General features: G+C 40.3%; 18 protein-coding genes. 11 read left to right on the top strand and 7 right to left on the bottom strand.

Going from position 1 to position 17,610, the window contains the following annotated elements; genetic code table 11:
• Positions 1 to 13: 13 nt before the first annotated feature.
• The 11 genes from ATHSA_RS05130 to ATHSA_RS05080 all read left to right on the top strand — a co-directional run bounded on the left by ATHSA_RS05130 (position 14) and on the right by ATHSA_RS05080 (position 10,484).
• The gene (locus ATHSA_RS05130) at positions 14 to 1,456 is read left to right on the top strand and encodes a glycogen synthase (protein WP_161848066.1); all 1,443 of its coding nucleotides are present in this window, start codon (positions 14 to 16) and stop codon (positions 1,454 to 1,456) included.
• Positions 1,457 to 1,460: 4 nt separating this feature from the next.
• Positions 1,461 to 2,459 carry a galactose-1-phosphate uridylyltransferase gene (gene galT / locus ATHSA_RS05125; protein WP_161848065.1) on the top strand — a complete coding sequence of 333 codons (999 nt, stop codon included), beginning with the start codon at positions 1,461 to 1,463 and terminating at the stop codon, positions 2,457 to 2,459.
• Positions 2,456 to 3,250 carry a radical SAM protein gene (locus tag ATHSA_RS05120; protein ID WP_161848064.1) on the top strand — a complete coding sequence of 265 codons (795 nt, stop codon included), beginning with the start codon at positions 2,456 to 2,458 and terminating at the stop codon, positions 3,248 to 3,250. The genes galT and ATHSA_RS05120 overlap by 4 nt, the downstream gene beginning before the upstream one ends.
• A gap of 44 nt (positions 3,251 to 3,294) precedes the next feature.
• Positions 3,295 to 3,543 (top strand): DUF3450 domain-containing protein, encoded by a 249-nt coding sequence (locus ATHSA_RS05115; RefSeq protein ID WP_161848063.1) that lies wholly within the window; start codon positions 3,295 to 3,297, stop codon positions 3,541 to 3,543.
• Positions 3,521 to 3,778 carry a cell division protein ZapA gene (gene zapA / locus ATHSA_RS05110; protein ID WP_161848062.1) on the top strand — a complete coding sequence of 86 codons (258 nt, stop codon included), beginning with the start codon at positions 3,521 to 3,523 and terminating at the stop codon, positions 3,776 to 3,778. Before ATHSA_RS05115 ends, zapA begins: the two co-directional genes overlap by 23 nt.
• On the top strand, positions 3,768 to 4,625 hold the full coding sequence (gene rapZ, locus ATHSA_RS05105; protein ID WP_161848061.1) for an RNase adapter RapZ: 858 nt from the start codon (positions 3,768 to 3,770) through the stop codon (positions 4,623 to 4,625). The genes zapA and rapZ overlap by 11 nt, the downstream gene beginning before the upstream one ends.
• Positions 4,626 to 4,631: 6 nt before the next feature.
• A complete protein-coding gene (locus ATHSA_RS05100; RefSeq protein ID WP_161848060.1) occupies positions 4,632 to 5,591 on the top strand; it encodes a gluconeogenesis factor YvcK family protein in 960 nt (319 codons plus the stop codon).
• Positions 5,572 to 6,489, top strand: a complete 918-nt coding sequence (gene whiA, locus ATHSA_RS05095) for a DNA-binding protein WhiA (protein WP_232060050.1) — start codon at positions 5,572 to 5,574, stop codon at positions 6,487 to 6,489. Before ATHSA_RS05100 ends, whiA begins: the two co-directional genes overlap by 20 nt.
• A 233-nt stretch (positions 6,490 to 6,722) precedes the next feature.
• On the top strand, positions 6,723 to 8,579 hold the full coding sequence (locus tag ATHSA_RS05090; protein WP_161848058.1) for an APC family permease: 1,857 nt from the start codon (positions 6,723 to 6,725) through the stop codon (positions 8,577 to 8,579).
• A gap of 64 nt (positions 8,580 to 8,643) precedes the next feature.
• Positions 8,644 to 9,153, top strand: coding sequence for a rubrerythrin family protein (locus ATHSA_RS05085; RefSeq protein WP_161848057.1), 510 nt, complete (start codon positions 8,644 to 8,646; stop codon positions 9,151 to 9,153).
• 23 nt (positions 9,154 to 9,176) lie between these two features.
• Positions 9,177 to 10,484, top strand: a complete 1,308-nt coding sequence (locus ATHSA_RS05080; RefSeq protein WP_161848056.1) for a FliI/YscN family ATPase — start codon at positions 9,177 to 9,179, stop codon at positions 10,482 to 10,484.
• Here the strand turns inward: ATHSA_RS05080 and ATHSA_RS05075 are convergent.
• From ATHSA_RS05075 to sat, 7 genes are all read right to left on the bottom strand, one after another.
• A complete protein-coding gene (locus tag ATHSA_RS05075) occupies positions 10,474 to 11,721 on the bottom strand; it encodes an MFS transporter (RefSeq protein WP_161848055.1) in 1,248 nt (415 codons plus the stop codon). The two genes, ATHSA_RS05080 and ATHSA_RS05075, sit on opposite strands and share 11 nt — an antisense overlap.
• Before the next feature lie 3 nt (positions 11,722 to 11,724).
• Positions 11,725 to 12,639: a methyl-accepting chemotaxis protein gene (locus ATHSA_RS05070; protein ID WP_161848054.1), complete on the bottom strand. Its 915-nt coding sequence runs from the start codon at positions 12,637 to 12,639 to the stop codon at positions 11,725 to 11,727.
• 5 nt (positions 12,640 to 12,644) lie between these two features.
• The gene (locus tag ATHSA_RS05065; protein WP_161848053.1) at positions 12,645 to 13,418 is read right to left on the bottom strand and encodes an oxygen-binding di-iron domain-containing protein; all 774 of its coding nucleotides are present in this window, start codon (positions 13,416 to 13,418) and stop codon (positions 12,645 to 12,647) included.
• Positions 13,419 to 13,519: 101 nt separating this feature from the next.
• Complete coding sequence (locus ATHSA_RS05060; RefSeq protein WP_161848052.1) at positions 13,520 to 14,785, bottom strand: Glu/Leu/Phe/Val family dehydrogenase; 1,266 nt, start codon at positions 14,783 to 14,785, stop codon at positions 13,520 to 13,522.
• Positions 14,786 to 14,945: 160 nt separating this feature from the next.
• Positions 14,946 to 15,479: an adenylyl-sulfate kinase gene (cysC, locus tag ATHSA_RS05055; protein WP_161848948.1), complete on the bottom strand. Its 534-nt coding sequence runs from the start codon at positions 15,477 to 15,479 to the stop codon at positions 14,946 to 14,948.
• Positions 15,476 to 16,402, bottom strand: coding sequence for a sulfotransferase family protein (locus tag ATHSA_RS05050; protein WP_161848051.1), 927 nt, complete (start codon positions 16,400 to 16,402; stop codon positions 15,476 to 15,478). Before ATHSA_RS05050 ends, cysC begins: the two co-directional genes overlap by 4 nt.
• A complete protein-coding gene (gene sat, locus ATHSA_RS05045; protein ID WP_232060049.1) occupies positions 16,386 to 17,549 on the bottom strand; it encodes a sulfate adenylyltransferase in 1,164 nt (387 codons plus the stop codon). The genes ATHSA_RS05050 and sat overlap by 17 nt, the downstream gene beginning before the upstream one ends.
• Positions 17,550 to 17,610: the final 61 nt, after the last annotated feature.

Genomic DNA, 17,610 nt, shown 5'->3' with positions numbered 1-17,610 from the left:
GGAATGATAAAGCATGAAAGTTGCTTTTGTGTCTTTTGAAGTTTATCCGCTTGCCAAGGTTGGAGGTCTTGCGGACGTAGCCGGCTCCCTCCCGAAAGCCCTGATATCCAAGGGTGTGGATGTCGAGATCTTCATGCCATACCATAAAGTTGTTAAAAAGAATATCGAAAAATTCAATCTACGGGTCGAGAAGATTCTCGATCAATTCGACACAGGCCTTAAAACGGATCAAAAAGCATCTCTTTTTAAAACCAATCTTCCCGGTACAGATATACCCGTTTACCTTATATCAAACGATTACTATTTTTCATCTGAAGATGTTTATGGATCGCCAGACGGTGGTCAGCAGGCCATCTTTTTCACAAAGGCCGTTATAGAATCGATAAAAAAGATGAATATACATTTTGATGTAATACATTCCAATGACTGGCAGACAGGACTGCTTCCCGTTTACCTGAAAAGTCTGTACAGAAACGATCCGGTCTTCTCGAACACTTCTACAATTTACACGATTCACAATCTTGGATATCAGGGCCTCTTCGATAGATCCTACATCGATTTTGCAGGGTTGCCCGATTACCTTTACAACATGGACGGGATAGAGTTTTACGGGAAGATAAATTTCATGAAAGGTGGGATTTTATTTTCAAACATAGTCAACACCGTGAGTCCTACCTACGCCGAAGAGATAAAGACTCCGGAATATGGTGAGAAACTCGAAGGAGTTTTGCAACTTAGAAAGGATGTACTCTACGGAGTCCTTAACGGCATAGATTATGCCGAGAATGATCCAAAAACTGACAAGTGTATACCTTACAATTACGACTTGAACTCTTTAGATGGAAAGAAAAAGGACAAGTTATATTTGCAAAAAGAGATGGGGTTGAAAGAAAGTGAAAGAACGCCAGTAATAGGTTTGGTAAGCAGACTTTTCGATCAAAAGGGCCTTGATTTGGTTGACGATATCATGAAATACGTTGTCGCCTCTTGCGATGTGAATTTCATTTTACTTGGAACGGGAGAGCCTAAATACGAAAAGGCCTTCTTGGATCTTTCAAAAGAATTCCCCCAAAAGGTGGCCGTTAAGATCGGATTTGACGTAAATCTTGCTCAGAGAATATACGCAGGATCTGACTTTTTTCTTATGCCATCCAGATATGAGCCGTGCGGCCTCGGTCAGATGTACAGTCTCAGATATGGCACAATACCGATAGTAAGATACACTGGAGGCCTTGCAGACACGGTAAAAGAGTTTGATGGAAAATCTGGAAATGGATTTGGATTCAAAAATTACGACTCTGCTCATCTTTTGAGATCAATCTTAAGGGCCCTGTATTATTACCAAGTCGATGATTACATGGGAACACTTATAAAAAACGCCATGAGCATGGATCTTTCATGGGAAAGGTCTGCCTCCGAATACATTAAACTTTACGAACTTTCAAAAGCAAGGTGATAAAATGCCAGAATTAAGAAAAGATATCATAACGAAAAGTTGGGTCATAATCTCGACGGAAAGATCAAAAAGGCCACACGATTTTGTTAAGCCTCAGGTCGAAAAGGTTTCGAAGTTCTGTCCCTTTGATCCCGGCAATGAATCGACAACTCCTCCGGAAATAATGGCATTTAGGCCCGCGAATACCGCTCCAAATTCTCCCGGATGGTGGATAAGGGTCGTTCCAAACAAATTTCCAGCACTCGATCCAAAGATTCAGCCCGTAAGACTTGGTCATGGTATATACGATTCGATGTCAGGCTTTGGTGCCCACGAGATAGTTATAGAGACTCCTGATCACAATGCGACGCTTGCCACTCTCGATTACAAACAGGTCCAAGAGGTTATATGGGCTTACGTTGAAAGGTACAACGAGATATTCAAAGATCCAAATATAAAATACGTTTTGATCTTCAAAAATTACGGCGCAGATGCCGGCGCATCTTTGGAACATTCGCACTCTCAGATAATAGCGACACCAATTCTTCCGAGTCTTGTACTTCAGGAGATGGAAGGGTCAAAGGAGTACTACGGATTTCGAGAAAGATGCGTGTACTGCGATATAATTCAGGAAGAAAAGATGGAAAATACACGCATAATAGAAGAAAATGACGATTTTCTTGCCTTTGCACCGTACGCTTCACGCGCACCTTTTGAGACATGGATTCTGCCAAAGGTTCATCAGTACAATTTTGGAGAGATAGATGAGCCTCATGTAAAAAACTTTGCGGCAATACTTAAAAATGTCCTTTTAAAAATGAAGATGGCCCTTGACGATCCTCCGTACAATTTCATGATTCATACTGGAACGCCACGCGGAGATGGAAAAGAATACTATCATTGGCACCTCGAAATAGTTCCGAGGCTCACAAAACTCGCAGGTTTCGAATGGGGATCTGGATTTTACATAAATCCTACTCTTCCAGAAGAAGCCGCAAAATATCTAAGAGATGTAAAGATTTGAGAGATATAAAGATCGTGAGGTTAAGATCAACCGTTCCCGTTAGCGTAACGGGAACGGCTTGCCAACTTAATTGCAAACATTGCGGTCGCCATTACCTTGAGGACATGATTCCAATAAACAAAATAAATGAAATACCATCATCTACAAAAAGCATACTTGTAAGCGGTGGATCTAAAATGAATGGAGAGGTACCACTTTCCGAACATAAAGAAGAAATAGAATCTTTGAAAAAATTCAAATTGAACTTTCACACGGGTCTTATTCACGATGATATTTCCGTATTGAACCTTGCCGACGCGATTTCATTCGATTTCGTTGGCGATGACGATGTTATAAAAAGAGTTTACAATCTCAACGCAAAGGTCCAAGATTACATAAGATCTTTAGAGACATTGATGAAGATAACGGACAAGGTCTATCCACACATTACCGTAGGCCTTGATTGCGGTAAGATCACTCATGAGTACAAGGCAATCGATATACTTTCACATTACAATTTCAAAAAAGTGGTTTTTCTCGTCTTCATTCCAACCCCTCACACTGCTTTTGAAAAATGTCAACCTCCCAAAATAGAAGATATAAAATCGGTCTTTGCTTACGCGAGAGAAAGGTTCAAATGTGAATTGAATCTCGGATGTATGTATCCAAAGGGCAATCTCCGTGATCAAATCGCAGAGGCCGCAGTTGAAAATGGCTTTAACACCTTAACTCAGGTATCTGAAAAGATGATAGATTCTCTTCGAGAAAGAGGATTTCACCTTATTTTTCAGGACGAATGTTGCATTTTTTGAAAAAACAATCCTTTGATCTGGTAAAATCATGATGAGGTGATCCCGTGGAGGATGTCTTCAAAAAACTTGAAGAGGCCGTCGGTCAACTTTTGAATGAAAGAGAAGATTTGTTCAAAAGGGTTCAAAGTCTGAATTCAGAAGTTCAAAACCTCAAAGCAGAGAATAACGAATTAAAAGAAATGCTAAATGCGCAAAGTGTCAGGGTCGAAGTTTTGATAAAGAAACTTCAGAATGTTCTCAATTCAAATAAAAAGGAGAGTGTTATCTCTGATGAAGAGGACAATAACCTTTGAACTTGGAAATAAGAGTTACAAATTCGAAACAGGCGATCCGCAAAATCAAATCGATGAGATTTTAAACGAGATCAAAATGAATTTCGCAAGCCATTCACAGGAGATTCAAAAGTATGGAAATGAATATTTTTTCTTGATGATGCTTCTAAACACGCTCGAGGAAAATTTATCCCTTAAAAAACAGATCACTGAATTGACAGAAAAAATAGAGAAGGGAAAGAAAGTTGGCATCTGAATTCGTCTTGATCTCTGGAATGTCCGGAGCCGGCAAGACCACAGCCCTTGGCGCTTTGGAAGATGCCGGATATTTTTGCATGGACAATGTTCCACCCAGCCTTATAGTTGACATGCTCTCTTTGATGGAATCTTCCTTCAATGGTAAAAAAATAGCGGCAATAGTAGATGTCCGAGCCGGAAAGATGCTTGGAGAGATAAAAAATGTGATAGAAAATCTGAGATCGAGAGGAATAACCATAAAGATAATTTTTCTCGATGCGAAAGATGACGTACTTATAAATCGTTACAATCTTACAAGAAGGCGTCATCCGCTCGCCGAAAAAGAAGATCAGCAAATAGAAAAACTTCTAAAGCAGGAAAGAGAACTCCTGCGTGAGATAAGGGAAATAGCCGATTACGTTGTTGATACCTCACTTATAAGTACGCACCAGTTGAGAAGCGAGATAATCGCCCTTACCGAAGGAAAGTACGAAAGAGTCTTGAAGATCTTTCTCGAGTCTTTTGGCTTTAAATACGGACTTCCACTGGGCGCTGACTTCATCTTCGATGCGCGGTTTCTACCAAATCCTTATTACGTTGAATCTTTAAGTGCAAAGACCGGTAACGATCCGGAAGTTATAGAATATCTCGAAAAATTCGATGTTGTAAGGGAGTACGCAGAAAAGATAATCGAGATAGTGAAGATGGCGATAAAGAATTATTCAAAGGAAGGAAAAAGTGTAATATACGTTGGCATTGGATGTAGTGGCGGAAGACATAGATCTGTTTATTTAGTCAATCAAATCGCCAAAGAACTTGAAAAGGAAGTGGATATCCGTATCTCTCACAGAGACATCGAGAGGTGAAATTAATTGAAGATCGTTGCATTTGGTGGTGGAACAGGGCTTTCGACGTTGCTAAGAGGGTTAAAAAAGTTTGAGAAAGTCGAGATCACGGCCGTTGTGACCGTTATGGATGATGGGGGAAGTTCTGGAATCATGAGAGAAGAATTTGGAATCCTTCCTCCGGGCGATATAAGAAATAACATCGTCGCTCTGGCTCAAGATGAATCTCTGATGGCCCAAATAATGGCGTACAGATTTCAAGAAGGCACAAGATTCAAGGATCAAAGCCTTGGAAATCTTATAATAGCAGCGCTTACAAAGATAAATGGAAGTTTTCCTGCAGCAATAGAGAATATATCCTCCATTTTAGCGATAAAGGGAAAGGTGCTTCCGGTAACTGAAGAATCCGTTCAACTTGTGGCACACATGTCAGACGGAAGTGTTATCACAGGCGAGAGCAATATAACAAAGAGAAATGGAAAAATAAATGAAATAGGGCTTAACAAGCCTGCAAAGCCCTTTCCAAAAGTGATAGAGGAGATCTCGAAATCTGACGTGGTGATAATCGGACCGGGAAGTCTTTTTACGAGCATAATTCCCAACCTCCTTGTCGATTCAATACCCGAAATCCTTAAGGAAAAGCCAAAGATACTCATTGCGAATTTGATGACGCAGCCGGGAGAAACAACGGGAATGGACGCAGAAGATCATTTAAAAATTGTAGAGAAGTATCTTAAATCTGAAGTTGATAAAGTTATAGTAAACTCGCAGTCAATCCCAAAAGATGTGCTTGAAAGATATGAAAAGGAAGGGTCAAAACAGGTCTTATGTAAAATCGAAAACCCAAAATTCGTAAGATTTCCCATGGTAAAGATCGTAACAGACAAAATCGATGGCCAAAGAAAAATAAGACATGATCCCGATAAACTCGCAAAAGCCGTTATAAAAACCATTGAATTGATAACGGGTGATAAGGTTGGAATTTAGCATGCAGGTAAAAGAGGAACTTTACCATGTTCCCACAGACGAAACGCTTGCACGCGCCGAACTTGCAGGTTTTTTGAAATTTAAGGGAAATGTCGAAATAGGAAAGGATATCTATCTTCTTATAACACTCAAAGAGCCTTCCTCCGTCAGAAGGATAAAATTTCTCCTGACAAAAGTTGGAGAGAACGAAAGTTCCGTTATTTACAAAAAAGTACGCAGATTGAATACCGGCAATCTTTTCGAGGTAAAGGTCTTTGCCGGTGACATAAAAGAGTTCATATCCCGAATGGGCCTTGATTTAACCGGAAAAATGCACGACGAATTTTTCAAAGATCCGGCAGTACTCGGCGCTTTTTTGAGGGGTGCTTTTATATCGTCTGGATACATAGCCAATCCTGCCAAATACCATCATTTGGAGATTTACAGTAAAGATATAGAGATCCTGAAATGGTTGAAAGCGAAACTTGAAAATACCGTTGGAATGGTAGGATTTATCGTAGACGTAAGGTACGGTTACAGGTTCTACATAAAAAATGGAGAAACGATAAATGAATTTCTTAATTTCATAGGATCTGTGGAATCAGCAAGATTATTCTCCTCCATAATGTCATCGAAAAAGATAAGTTCTGATATAACGCGAAGCATGAATTTCATAGATGCGAATTCAAAAAGAAGCGGTAATGCGAGTTGGAAACAGATAAATGCGATAAAATTCGTCTCAGAGAGGATAGGACTCGAGAACTTTCCTGAAGATGTGCAAAAAATAGCAAAACTTCGTATCGAACATCCAGAGTTGTCTTTAAGTGAAATAGGAAAGATGATCGATCCACCCCTTTCGAAATCCGTTGTTTACAGAAGGCTCTTCAAAATAATTCAGATCGCAGAAAAGCAACAGTGATACCATTAAGTGTTAATCTTTTATCTATTGATTTTAACATTAAACAATGGTAGGATGGGTTCAAAAGGAGAAAAGCATTATGAATTTACGATTTGAATTAAATCTCAATAGAAAGCATGATAAGTATCTGCCCGGTGAAGGAGCGGATATTTGATCGTGCTTTAATCAAATTGACTGCTAATTCACCGGGCCACATCGAAAAGATGTGGCCCTTTTAATTTAGGAGGTGCTTTATGGAAGTAAAGGAAAAAATAAGTGCAGAAGAGTCTGACAGGAAGTTGAAAAAAGTTCTAACATTCCAGGATTTATTCTTTCTTTCTATGGGTGGAATAATAGGTTCTGGATGGCTTCTTGGAGTCGCGGCAGGAGCCGGAACGGCGGGACCCGCCTCGGTAATCTCGTGGATAATCGGCGGTGTGATAGTGCTTTTTATTGCCCTCACCCTTGCCGAGGTGGCCGGATCTATACCCAAAAGTGGCGCGATAGTTAGATATCCACACCTAAGTTATGGCAGTTATACGGGCTTTATCTTTGGATGGGCTTATCTTATAGGCGCGATAACAACGCCGACGATAGAGGCTGAAGCGGTTTTGAATTACGTTTCAACCTATGTACCGGGATTATTTAGGACGTCTGGAAATGTAGCGGTATTGACGCCATTTGGAATTTTGATCGGAGTATTTTTGATCATGGGTTTCTTCCTTTTGAACTGGTTCGGAATAAAATTTCTCGGGAAATTCAACAGCATTGCCACTTGGTGGAAATTAATCCTTCCAGTTCTTACATTTGTTTTTCTGCTTTTCATGTTCAACGGATCTAACTTTGTCTCCTATGGAGGCTTTGCCCCGATGGGGATCGGAAGTATCTTTTACGCCATACCCGCGGCTGGAATAATATTTTCCTACCTTGGATTCAGACAGTCCGTCGAATTCGGAGGAGAGGCAAAAAATCCGCAAAGAGACATACCCAAAGCGACCATTCTATCTATAGTCACGGCCATAATACTTTATTCTTTGCTTCAAATGGCCTTCATAGGGGCGATAAAATGGCCTGCCGGGATCAGTTGGGCCAACTTGACATCAAGCGATCTCGGAACCTCACCGTTTTTCACGGAATTGAAGTACAGCGGAATAGCCTTATTTGCGGCATTTGCAGAACTTTTACTTGTGGACGCGTGGATCTCTCCAAGCGGTACTGGATGGATATATCTCGGGACAAGTTCGAGAGTACTTTACGGGATGGCGGCAGATGGATATCTTCCTTCTTCACTTTTGAAATTGCACAAAAAAACTGCCGTACCTTATCTTGCGCTTATCGTATCGACAGTCATAGGAGTATTTTTCTTTTTGCCATTTCCTTCATGGTACCTTTTCGTTGGATTTTCGACAAGTGCAACTGTGCTAACGTACATAATAAGTCCTGTCGCATTGCAGATATTCCGAAAAAATGCTCCAGACATCAAAAAACCATTCAAACTTGCGTACGCTTCGATAATATCTCCGATAGCATTCGTAGGAGGTGCCTTGATAGTTTACTGGTCAGGAATCACGACTCTTACCATGATAATCTACGCAACATTTGTTGGAATACCGATCTTTTATATAACATATGTGCCTGATAAACTCAAAATATCAAAAGGCTTTTCCTACACGGTGGCCTTTATAGAATTCATTACCTCGATTTCAGCGATAGTTTTGAATTACATGTACGTTTTGTATCCTCCATCAAATGAGCCAATAGGGACAAAAACTCTTGTATTTATGACAACTTTGGTCCTTTCTTTTGCGGTGTTTTTAACATCGACGTGGCTTACCTCTAAAAAGATGGAAAGTGACAAAAAAGTTATATTCACAAGCGCTTATTGGCTTTTTGCCCTTCTTTTTTCGACGATTTTGGTTTCTTACTTCGGCAGTTTCGGAATAGATACGGTAATTCCATTTCCATGGGACACTCTTCTTATGATCCCAATTTACACTGTTATATATTTCTTTGCCATTAGGGCCGGGTACAAAACCGAAGACCTTCAGAAAATAATAGAAGAACAGTACGAATTGCCAATTTTACCTGAGGTAAAAAATGAAAAAGGTTAAAAATACAAGATTCGTGATATAATATTAGTTGCTATCGAATACCATTTTCAAAGGAGGTAGTAAAATGAAACAGATGACTGCTGATTTTCTGAAGGCCGCTTTTGCCGGTGAATCTCAGGCTCACATGAGGTATGCGATCTTTGCCGAGGAAGCGGAAAAGAAAGGACTTAAGAAACTGGCAAATCTTTTCAAAGCGATCTCTTACGCCGAATATGTCCATGCCAAGAATCACTACAACGCTCTAAAGATGATCGGTGATCCTGCATTTAACATTCAGCAATGTATCGATGGTGAAAATTTTGAAGTTGAAGAAATGTATCCGGTTTACAACAACACGGCAAAGTTCCAGGGTGAAAAGGAAGCCGAAAAGACGACGCATTTTGCCCTCGAGGCCGAGAAGATTCACAGAGAGATGTACAAAAACGCCAAGAAACTCGCCGAGGCCGGCAAAGACTACACGGCAGACAAGATATACATATGCCCTGTCTGTGGATACACAGTTGAGGGCGTTCCTCCTGAGAAATGTCCTATTTGCGGAGCTCCAAAGAGCGCTTTCGTTGAATTTAAAGCATAATGCGCGCCTCCGGCGCGCTTATCATGAAAGAGATATTTGAATCCGTAAGAAAAGAAATTGAAAACGGATCCCTCTGGAAAGTGATGGGGCGGATCGATAAGGTTGTTGGATTGACAATAGAATCGGTAGGCCCCAATGTTTCTATGGGCGAACTTTGTGAAATAGATGCAAATGGTCAAAAAGTTTTGGCAGAGGTTGTTGGCTTTAAGGAAAACAAGATAATATTAATGCCTCTCAGCGATATAGAAGGTCTTACAGTCGGAAGTACGATTACCGGCAGCGGAGATAAACTCTTTGTCCCTGTAGGCGATGTCATGTTGGGAAGAATCATAGATGGACTTGGAAATCCAATAGACGATAAGCCTCTTGTCGCCTACAAACGTTACCCTCTCAATTCTCCCCCTCCAAATCCAATAAAAAGAAAGATCATAAATGAACCTTTTCCTGTCGGCATAAGGGCCATAGATGCCTTTTTGACAATTGGAAAGGGGCAAAGAATAGGTATATTTTCAGGTAGCGGTGTCGGTAAATCTACCTTAATGGGCATGATAGCAAGAAATTGTGTGTCTGACGTTAACGTGATATGTTTGGTTGGAGAGCGTGGCAGAGAGGTAAGAGAATTCATAGAAAGAGACCTTGGCGATGCCATTTCAAGATCCGTTATCGTAGTTGCAACAAGCGATAAACCTGCACTTGTAAGGGTTAAGGCGATCTTTACGGCCACCGCTATAGCCGAATATTTCAGAGACATGGGAAAGAATGTTTTGTTGATGGTAGATTCACTTACAAGGTTTGCACTTGCGCAAAGAGAGGTGGGCCTTGCGATCGGTGAACCGCCGACTACGAGAGGTTATCCTCCAAGTATTTTCGCCATCTTTCCAAAGATTCTCGAAAGGGCAGGCAACTCTGATAAAGGATCCATAACCGGAATATACACAGTTCTTGTCGAGGGAGACGATTTGAATGAACCTGTAAGTGATACGGCGCGCGGAATTTTAGACGGACATATAGTCCTTTCGAGAGAATTGGCAAATGCGAATCACTACCCTGCAATAGATGTCTTAAAAAGCGTAAGCAGAGTCATGCCGTACGTAGTAAACAAAGATCTTATACACTATACAGGCATTGCAAGAGATCTTATGTCAACATATGCTTCCGTCAAAGATATGATAAGTGTTGGAGCGTACAAGATTGGAACAGATCCAAAGATAGACAGATCTATAAAGTTTCAGGATAAAATAGAATCATTCTTAAGACAATCTGTGGAAGAAAAACCCGATTTCGAAGAGGTACAAAGAAAGATAAAAGAAATAGTCGATTCTACCTCTTGATCTTCAAAACAAGGTAAAGCGTCCACAAAGAAGAAATTGCCGCTATCAAAAAGATGATCCTGTAGGCGTCAATGACGAATAAATTAGCGTTGAATTTCAAAGATTCAAAAGTGAGAAACAAAAGACCAGATATGAGGTTGCCTACAAATGAGGCAAGATTTGTCACGCTTGCGTATATTGAAAAGGCCTCTGTTTTACCGAAATTAGGCACTATTTCCATTAGAAAATTGAACGAGATAAGACCTGTCCCGGCCGTTGCTATTATGCCTATTGCCATTTGAAATGGAATCATGTAATACATGGACGGAATCGCGAATACCCATCCAAATGTCAAAAGAGTTTGAATTGTGAGAGTTAATTTGAGAATTTTGAAATTTCCGTACCTGTCACCCAATCTTCCCCATATTGGCTGGAATATAGTGGCGGCAAAGGTTGAGACCACAGTAAGTATTCCAAGGATTGCGTAGTCGTATTTGAAAACTTCTATCATTAAAACGGTTGTGTAAGGACCGACAAGGTTCATTGTGAAGATCCACAATGACAAAGTTATAAGGTAGGACCTGTAAGGAGATTTAATTTTAAGAACTTCAAAGATCGCAGAAGAATTTATCATTGGTACGTTAAGTTTTGATTCTTCATCCTGAAGTTTAAGGGAATACCAGTCCAAAACGCCAAAGATCGATCCTATCAAAAAGATCACGAAAAAGGCCCAGAATCCTTTTCCAAGCGCATCGAGTAGATAACCTGCTGCAAGCAAAGATGGAATGGCAACAAGACCAGTTATAAAATTTCTTATTCCGAAGTATCTTCCCCTTATTGGAGGATCAACTATTTCAGACATCCACGTCTGCCACGGAGATCCAACAACGGAGGTTAAAATTTCAATGAAGAAGAAGATCAAAAGGGCTACCCATACCTTCATCCCCGGTGGTAGAAAATAGGTAAGGGCGATCAAGAAAAATATCGGTCTTGAAATCGAGACCAAAGAGAGTATAAATTTTTTTTTGCTCGTGAACTTGCGAGCAAACATCAAAGAAAATGGCTGGATGACGCTTGCAAGAGGTATAAGTGAGGAATAAATGGACATCACAAATGGGCTTGCACCGATCCAGAGGAAGAAACCGACTAAATACGAATTTCCTCCGAAACCGCCAGTAAAAGCACCCCATACCGTTGCAAAAGATCCTTCAACGATAGAGATAAATCTCGCATGTTTCTTTTGAGAGGGAGTTAACATTTATCAGATTTGAATCTCCTTTAGGAGTTGCTGGACTTTCAAGACGTTGTCTATCACGTCTCTTACGGTTATTACTATCTTCAACAATTCCTCTATCCTTGCCTTAGTGTCTTCAAGTTCTCCCATTCCTCTGTCTACGGCATTCGCTATCTCACCTGTTCTCGATCTTACATCCATTATGAATTTTTCATTCTCGTTGAGTACCTTCATTATGTTATCGAGAGAAGATTTAAGTGCTTTGAAAATGGTCATCTTCTGAATGCTCTTCATCGAAAGTTCTACCTTTTGCGAGAGATCTGTAACGAGTTTGGATATCTCTTTGGAAGTTCTATCCGTTTCGGCAGAGAGGTTTTGTATTTCTGTGGCAACGACGGCAAATCCCTTTCCTGCCTCTCCAGCCCTTGCCGCTTCGATACTTGCGTTGAGAGAAAGTATTGAAGTTTCGTGCGCTATATCGAGTATGGCATCGGCCATTTTGGATATCTTCGAAAACTCAGAAAGAGACTGCGTTGTGGCATTTATGGTCTCGGCTATATCTTTATCAAGCGCGTCGAGACTTGTACCTGCATCCTGCAATTGCGCGCGTACATTTTTATTGCTTTCTATTATCTGATCGAGGTTTGACTTTGCCATTTCATCCATTTTTCTTACCATTTCAAAAATTTCATCTATTATTTTAATGGTCTTTTGAATCGAATCTGTCGATTGTTCGGCCGAATCTTGAACGTTTTTGACTCTTCGCCCTATTACTTCGTCAAGGTTGGCCGTAAAGGATGAAATTATATTCTCATGGTAAAGCCCTACGGCAGTTTTTCTTATCGAACTTTTCAAATTCTCGATCTCTAAATCTTTATTCTCTGTGACCTCTTCTTTTCTCTGATCGATTGCCTCTTTCTCTTCCCTTTTAAAAAAGGCCATTTTTTTCACCTGCCATAGATTTCATCTATCAAATCGCTGCCACATTTAAGGCCATAAAACCAGTCTAAAAACTTCTTTACATTTTCTCCTCTAAAGATCGCTCCATGCTGGGGGGCAATTATTTGGACATCGTACTTTTTGACGGTATCAACCCATTTTTTGCAGAACTGACTTGAAGCCATGTACCTTTTGTGAAAGCCTTCCATGAATTTTTTGTGTTCCTCAAAGTCTTCAACGAATGGGTATCTTTTGCCTTCCGGAAAGACCGCGGCGCCTATGTCTCCCGAGAAAAGTATCTTTGAGACGGGATCGTAAAGATTGAATTGTCCCGGTGAATGAAGAAAATGCGCCGGAATAAGGATAAAAGATTTTCCAGAAGAAAGTCTTATCTCTCCACCTTTGTCAGGAATCGGATCTATTCTTGAGAGGTTGTAAACTCCAAAGTGTGGTAAGAATCTCGTCCAAAGGCCAGATATATGCACCCTTGCATTCGGAGCGGCAGAAAGCCATAGGGAAACTCCAGAAGAAACGTCAGGATCCTGATGGGAGAAGAATATATGTTTTATTTTGCCTACATCCAAAATCTCTGAAACGTTGGCAAGCACGCGAGGAAAAACGTGAACACCTCCGGGATCGAGAAGTGTCCCTTCATTCCCATTAATGACAAAGTACTGGTTTGTCTGGACAACTCCTCCTTCTTCCTTCTCTTCCCATCCGAGAAAGAAAAATTTATGGTTTTCACTTTCGTATATCGCGGTCGTCTTCACAGTATCGCTCATTAGCACACCCCCAATGATGAACTTAAAGATATTATACCAAAACGATATCAAAAATGAATGAAAAAAGCCGCACGTCAGTGCGGCTTTTCGTCGACTTATGACTATGGATATATACCGCGCAATTTCGTTGCGTTTGCGACCTTGCTTATAGCGAGTATGTACGCGCCAGTTCTCATGTCTGTCTTGTACTGTTCCATGGTCTTTATGATATCTGCAAATGAATTTTTCATAACCTTTGTGAGTGCCTTTCTTACATCCTCAAGATCCCAGAAATAAGAATAAAGTCCCTGAACCCATTCGAAGTAAGAAACAACAACTCCGCCAGAATTGGTAAGGAAATCGGGAACTATACTTATGCCTTTCTTTCGCAAAATCTCATCTGCTTCAGGAGTTACAGGGTTATTTGCCGCTTCTATGACTAATTTTGCTCTTACTTTGTCTGCATTTTTATCAGTTATAGATCTTTCAAGGGCTGCAGGAATAAGTATTTCAACGTTGAGAGCGAGTAATTCATCATTAGAGATGATTTTCCCACCGTTAAACCCTTTCAAATCTTTGTGAGTGGTAACGTAATCAAAGGCCTCTTTAACATTTATACCTTCTGGATTGTAATAGGCTCCGGTTATATCACTTATGGCAACAACTTTTGCTCCGTATTCAGTTCCAAGTATCAATGCCGTGTAAGATCCCACATTTCCAAAGCCCTGGATGGCAACCGTTCTACCTTTTACCCCTCCGCCGGTAAGAAAATATTTACATGCCTCGTCAGCAACTATCGCGACACCACGACCGGTTGCTTCATTTCTTCCGAGAGATCCTCCCAGTTCAACTGGTTTTCCAGTTACAATACCAAGTTCGGATCTTCCAACATTCATAGAATATGTATCCATGTACCATGCCATTATTTTAGAATTTGTGTTCACATCCGGAGCAGGTATGTCCGTCTCGGTGCCTATGAAAGGAGCGATTTCCGAGAAAAATCTTCTCGAAAGTCTTTCGAGTTCTCCCTCCGAAAGTTCATTCGGATTTACCTTTACTCCACCCTTGGCCCCTCCGTAAGGAATTCCCGCTATAGCGCATTTCCATGTCATAAGAAAGGAAAGAGTTTTTATTTCATCGGCGTTGACATTTTGGTGGTACCTTATTCCACCCTTAGCAGGACCGCGCGCTATGTTGTGCTGGAAACGGTAACCCGTGAAAACACGTATAGAACCGTCATCCATCTTAACAGGGAAATTAACCGTTATCTCCCTTTTGTGGCTTTTTAAAACCTGCCTCATTCCGTCATCGAGATTCATCAAATCCGCTGCCCTGTCAAACTGTTTGAGGGCATCTGCAAAAAGACTTCCGCCATTCCCATTTTCCATCTGAATGACCTCCTCTAATTAGATGCTTTGTAGCATCGTATCAATTTTATATCTTTTGACATGAAAAGATTAGACATTTAACAAAGAACACGATTTGCGATATTAATTACTTTTTAATTAAAAAGACATATAACGTTTCTTTAAATTAATTAAAACGACATCATAAAACGATCAAGCCTTTTTCAACAAGATATGAAATGATTTTTTCTGTGGATTCTTCAACAGATTCGACGGAAGTGTCCACGATTATTTCAGGGTTTTCAGGTTCCTCGTATGGATCATTGACTCCGGTAAAGTTCGAGATCTCACCATTCAAAGCCTTTTTGTACAATCCCTTTGGATCTCTTTCCATCAAAATCTCGATCGGACATTTGACGAATACTTCTATGAAATTAACACATTTCTGCCTTATCTCATTTCTTACGTCTTTGTATGGAGATATGAATGCACACAAGGTAGGTATTCCATTATCACTGAGCAATTTTGCGACGAAACCCACACGTCTTATATTCTCGTCCCTGTCTGCCTTTGAAAATCCAAGGTCTTTTGTCAGTTCTTTTCTGACTATGTCTCCGTCGAGACTTTGGACGTGGGCAATCCCCATGCTTTTAAGTTTGTTTTCGACCGATTTAGAAAGTGTTGTCTTTCCCGATCCGGAAAGCCCGGTAAACCACAAAACAAATCCAGATTTCACTTCAGCCAATTTGACAGATCCCTTCCAATCAGATCCTGCGTTTTGAAAATATCTGCTTTATAAAATTCGATCAAGGATTTTCTTGTGCTTTCAAGCATCTTAGGCTTCTCAACCTCTTTAGCCCTTATCTTTTCAAAAAATCCAACAACTTTTATTCCTTTTTTTGGAAAAAGGTAATTTACTCCTCTTTCAAGAAAACTTCCAAGAGTGTTTAAATGTCTCGAAATTTTGGCGTATATTTTCTTTTTTGGAATGCCCGAAACATTGTATTTAACACTTGTATCTGGAATGAAAGTTTCATCAACTTCTAAAAATCGAAATATATCTCTGACAACCTCTAAAGTCTTTTTTTCAAGGTCTTCTGTCAAATATATTTTGACATCCGAAAAATTGTCAAGATAATCTTTTACCTGTTCGTAATACAGGCCAACATCTTTATAATACCACATGAATTCCCAGTTTTCGATCATCCGTTGTTTTTCCATCTCGAGTCCTTCTTCAAATGAAAGGTATTCTCTTCCGTCTCTTACAAGGTGTGTATAGGCTGAAAAGGCTCGAGAGACCGGATTCCTTAACAGTATTATTATCTTCGGATTTCCAAGATATTTTTTTATCTGTTGTATCGCACCCTCGTGGTAATAAAGGTTGTCAACGCTCGCTTCCCCTATTGCCTTTCTTTGAGGTGTTGCCCATTTGAACAACTTTTTATATTCATCGAAGGTTTTGATTATGTGTTTTTCGACTAAATTGTCTCCTATGCCCTTAAGTGGAAAGTTCAAAAATTGGGCGGTGAAAAATTTTGGTTCTTTAACTGGGGAGATATAGATTTCTGGATGTTGTTTGAGATAATAACTCAAAGACGTCGTTCCCGCTTTGGCGGCACCTACTATTAAAAAATTGGGAAGTTTATCTTCTCTTGCCATAATATTCTACGAGTATCTTTGAAATTTCAGGCCTTGTAAATGTTTCGGGAAGCATCTCTCCGCGTGAAAGAAATTCACGAACCTTTGTTCCGCTCAAGTTCACGTGAAATTCTTCGGGATGCGGACAGGTTTTGTTAGTTGCCATGGATTGACATTTGGTACAATAAAAGGCATTCTCGAATTTCAAAGGAATTATTCCGATCTCCTTTTGATCAAAAAGATCGAAGATCTTTTGTGCATCGTAAGTGCCGTAATAATTTCCAACGCCTGCGTGATCGCGTCCCACTATGAAATGGGTGCATCCGTAATTTTTCCTGCATATGGCGTGAAAAACGGCCTCCTTTGGTCCGGCGTAATACATGTTGGCCGTAAAGATTCCAAGAACAACCCTTGATCTGGGATAGTAGTTCTCGATCATGACCTCGTACGTTTTCATCCTGATCTCTGCAGGCAGATCATCCGATTTGGTCTCTCCAACAAGAGGATTCAAAAAAAGGCCATCACATATCTCAAGAGCCGATTTTTGTATGTATTCGTGAGATCTATGGATGGGATTTCTTGTCTGAAAAGCCACGATACTTTTCCATCCTCTCTCATCGAATAACCTTCTTGTCTCAACGGGATCTATCATGTACTTCGAAAGTTTGCCATGGTTCATCCTTCTTAACAACTTTATCCTTCCGCCGATTAAAAAATCACTCTCTTTTGAAAGCCTTTCAATGCCGGGATGCTTGATATCTTCCGTTCCAAATACCTTTTTGGCCTCTTTTGATTTATTTCGAAAAAATTTGTCCTCAACATTCATAAAAGCATAAGGGTTTCCATCATGATCGCAGATGAAAATCTCTTGTCCAACTTTCAACTTTTTGAATGTATCCTCTTCAACAGGCAATGTTACGGGTATTGTCCATATCAAACCAGAAGACAATCTCATGTTATCGAGGACACTCGAATAATCCCTTTCATTCATAAATCCCTCGAGGGGGCTAAAGACTCCTATCGCTATGTTCTCTAAATCCCTTAATTTGTAATCGCCGACCTTTATTTTAAAAAGAGATCTACTCATGATTTGATCTCTTTCTTGATCGCCGACCACAAGATCGACGAGTTTACCTCCGTGGGGTTGTATCATAAATCCTCCGATCATTTAGATAAGCAAAAAAATTATATCATAGATGTAATCCAATTCAATCGAGGATGTGGCATTT

The organism is Athalassotoga saccharophila (assembly GCF_009936215.1).
In the GTDB taxonomy this organism is placed as follows: domain Bacteria; phylum Thermotogota; class Thermotogae; order Mesoaciditogales; family Mesoaciditogaceae; genus Athalassotoga; species Athalassotoga saccharophila.
This window is presented reverse-complemented; position numbering and strand designations above follow the sequence as displayed.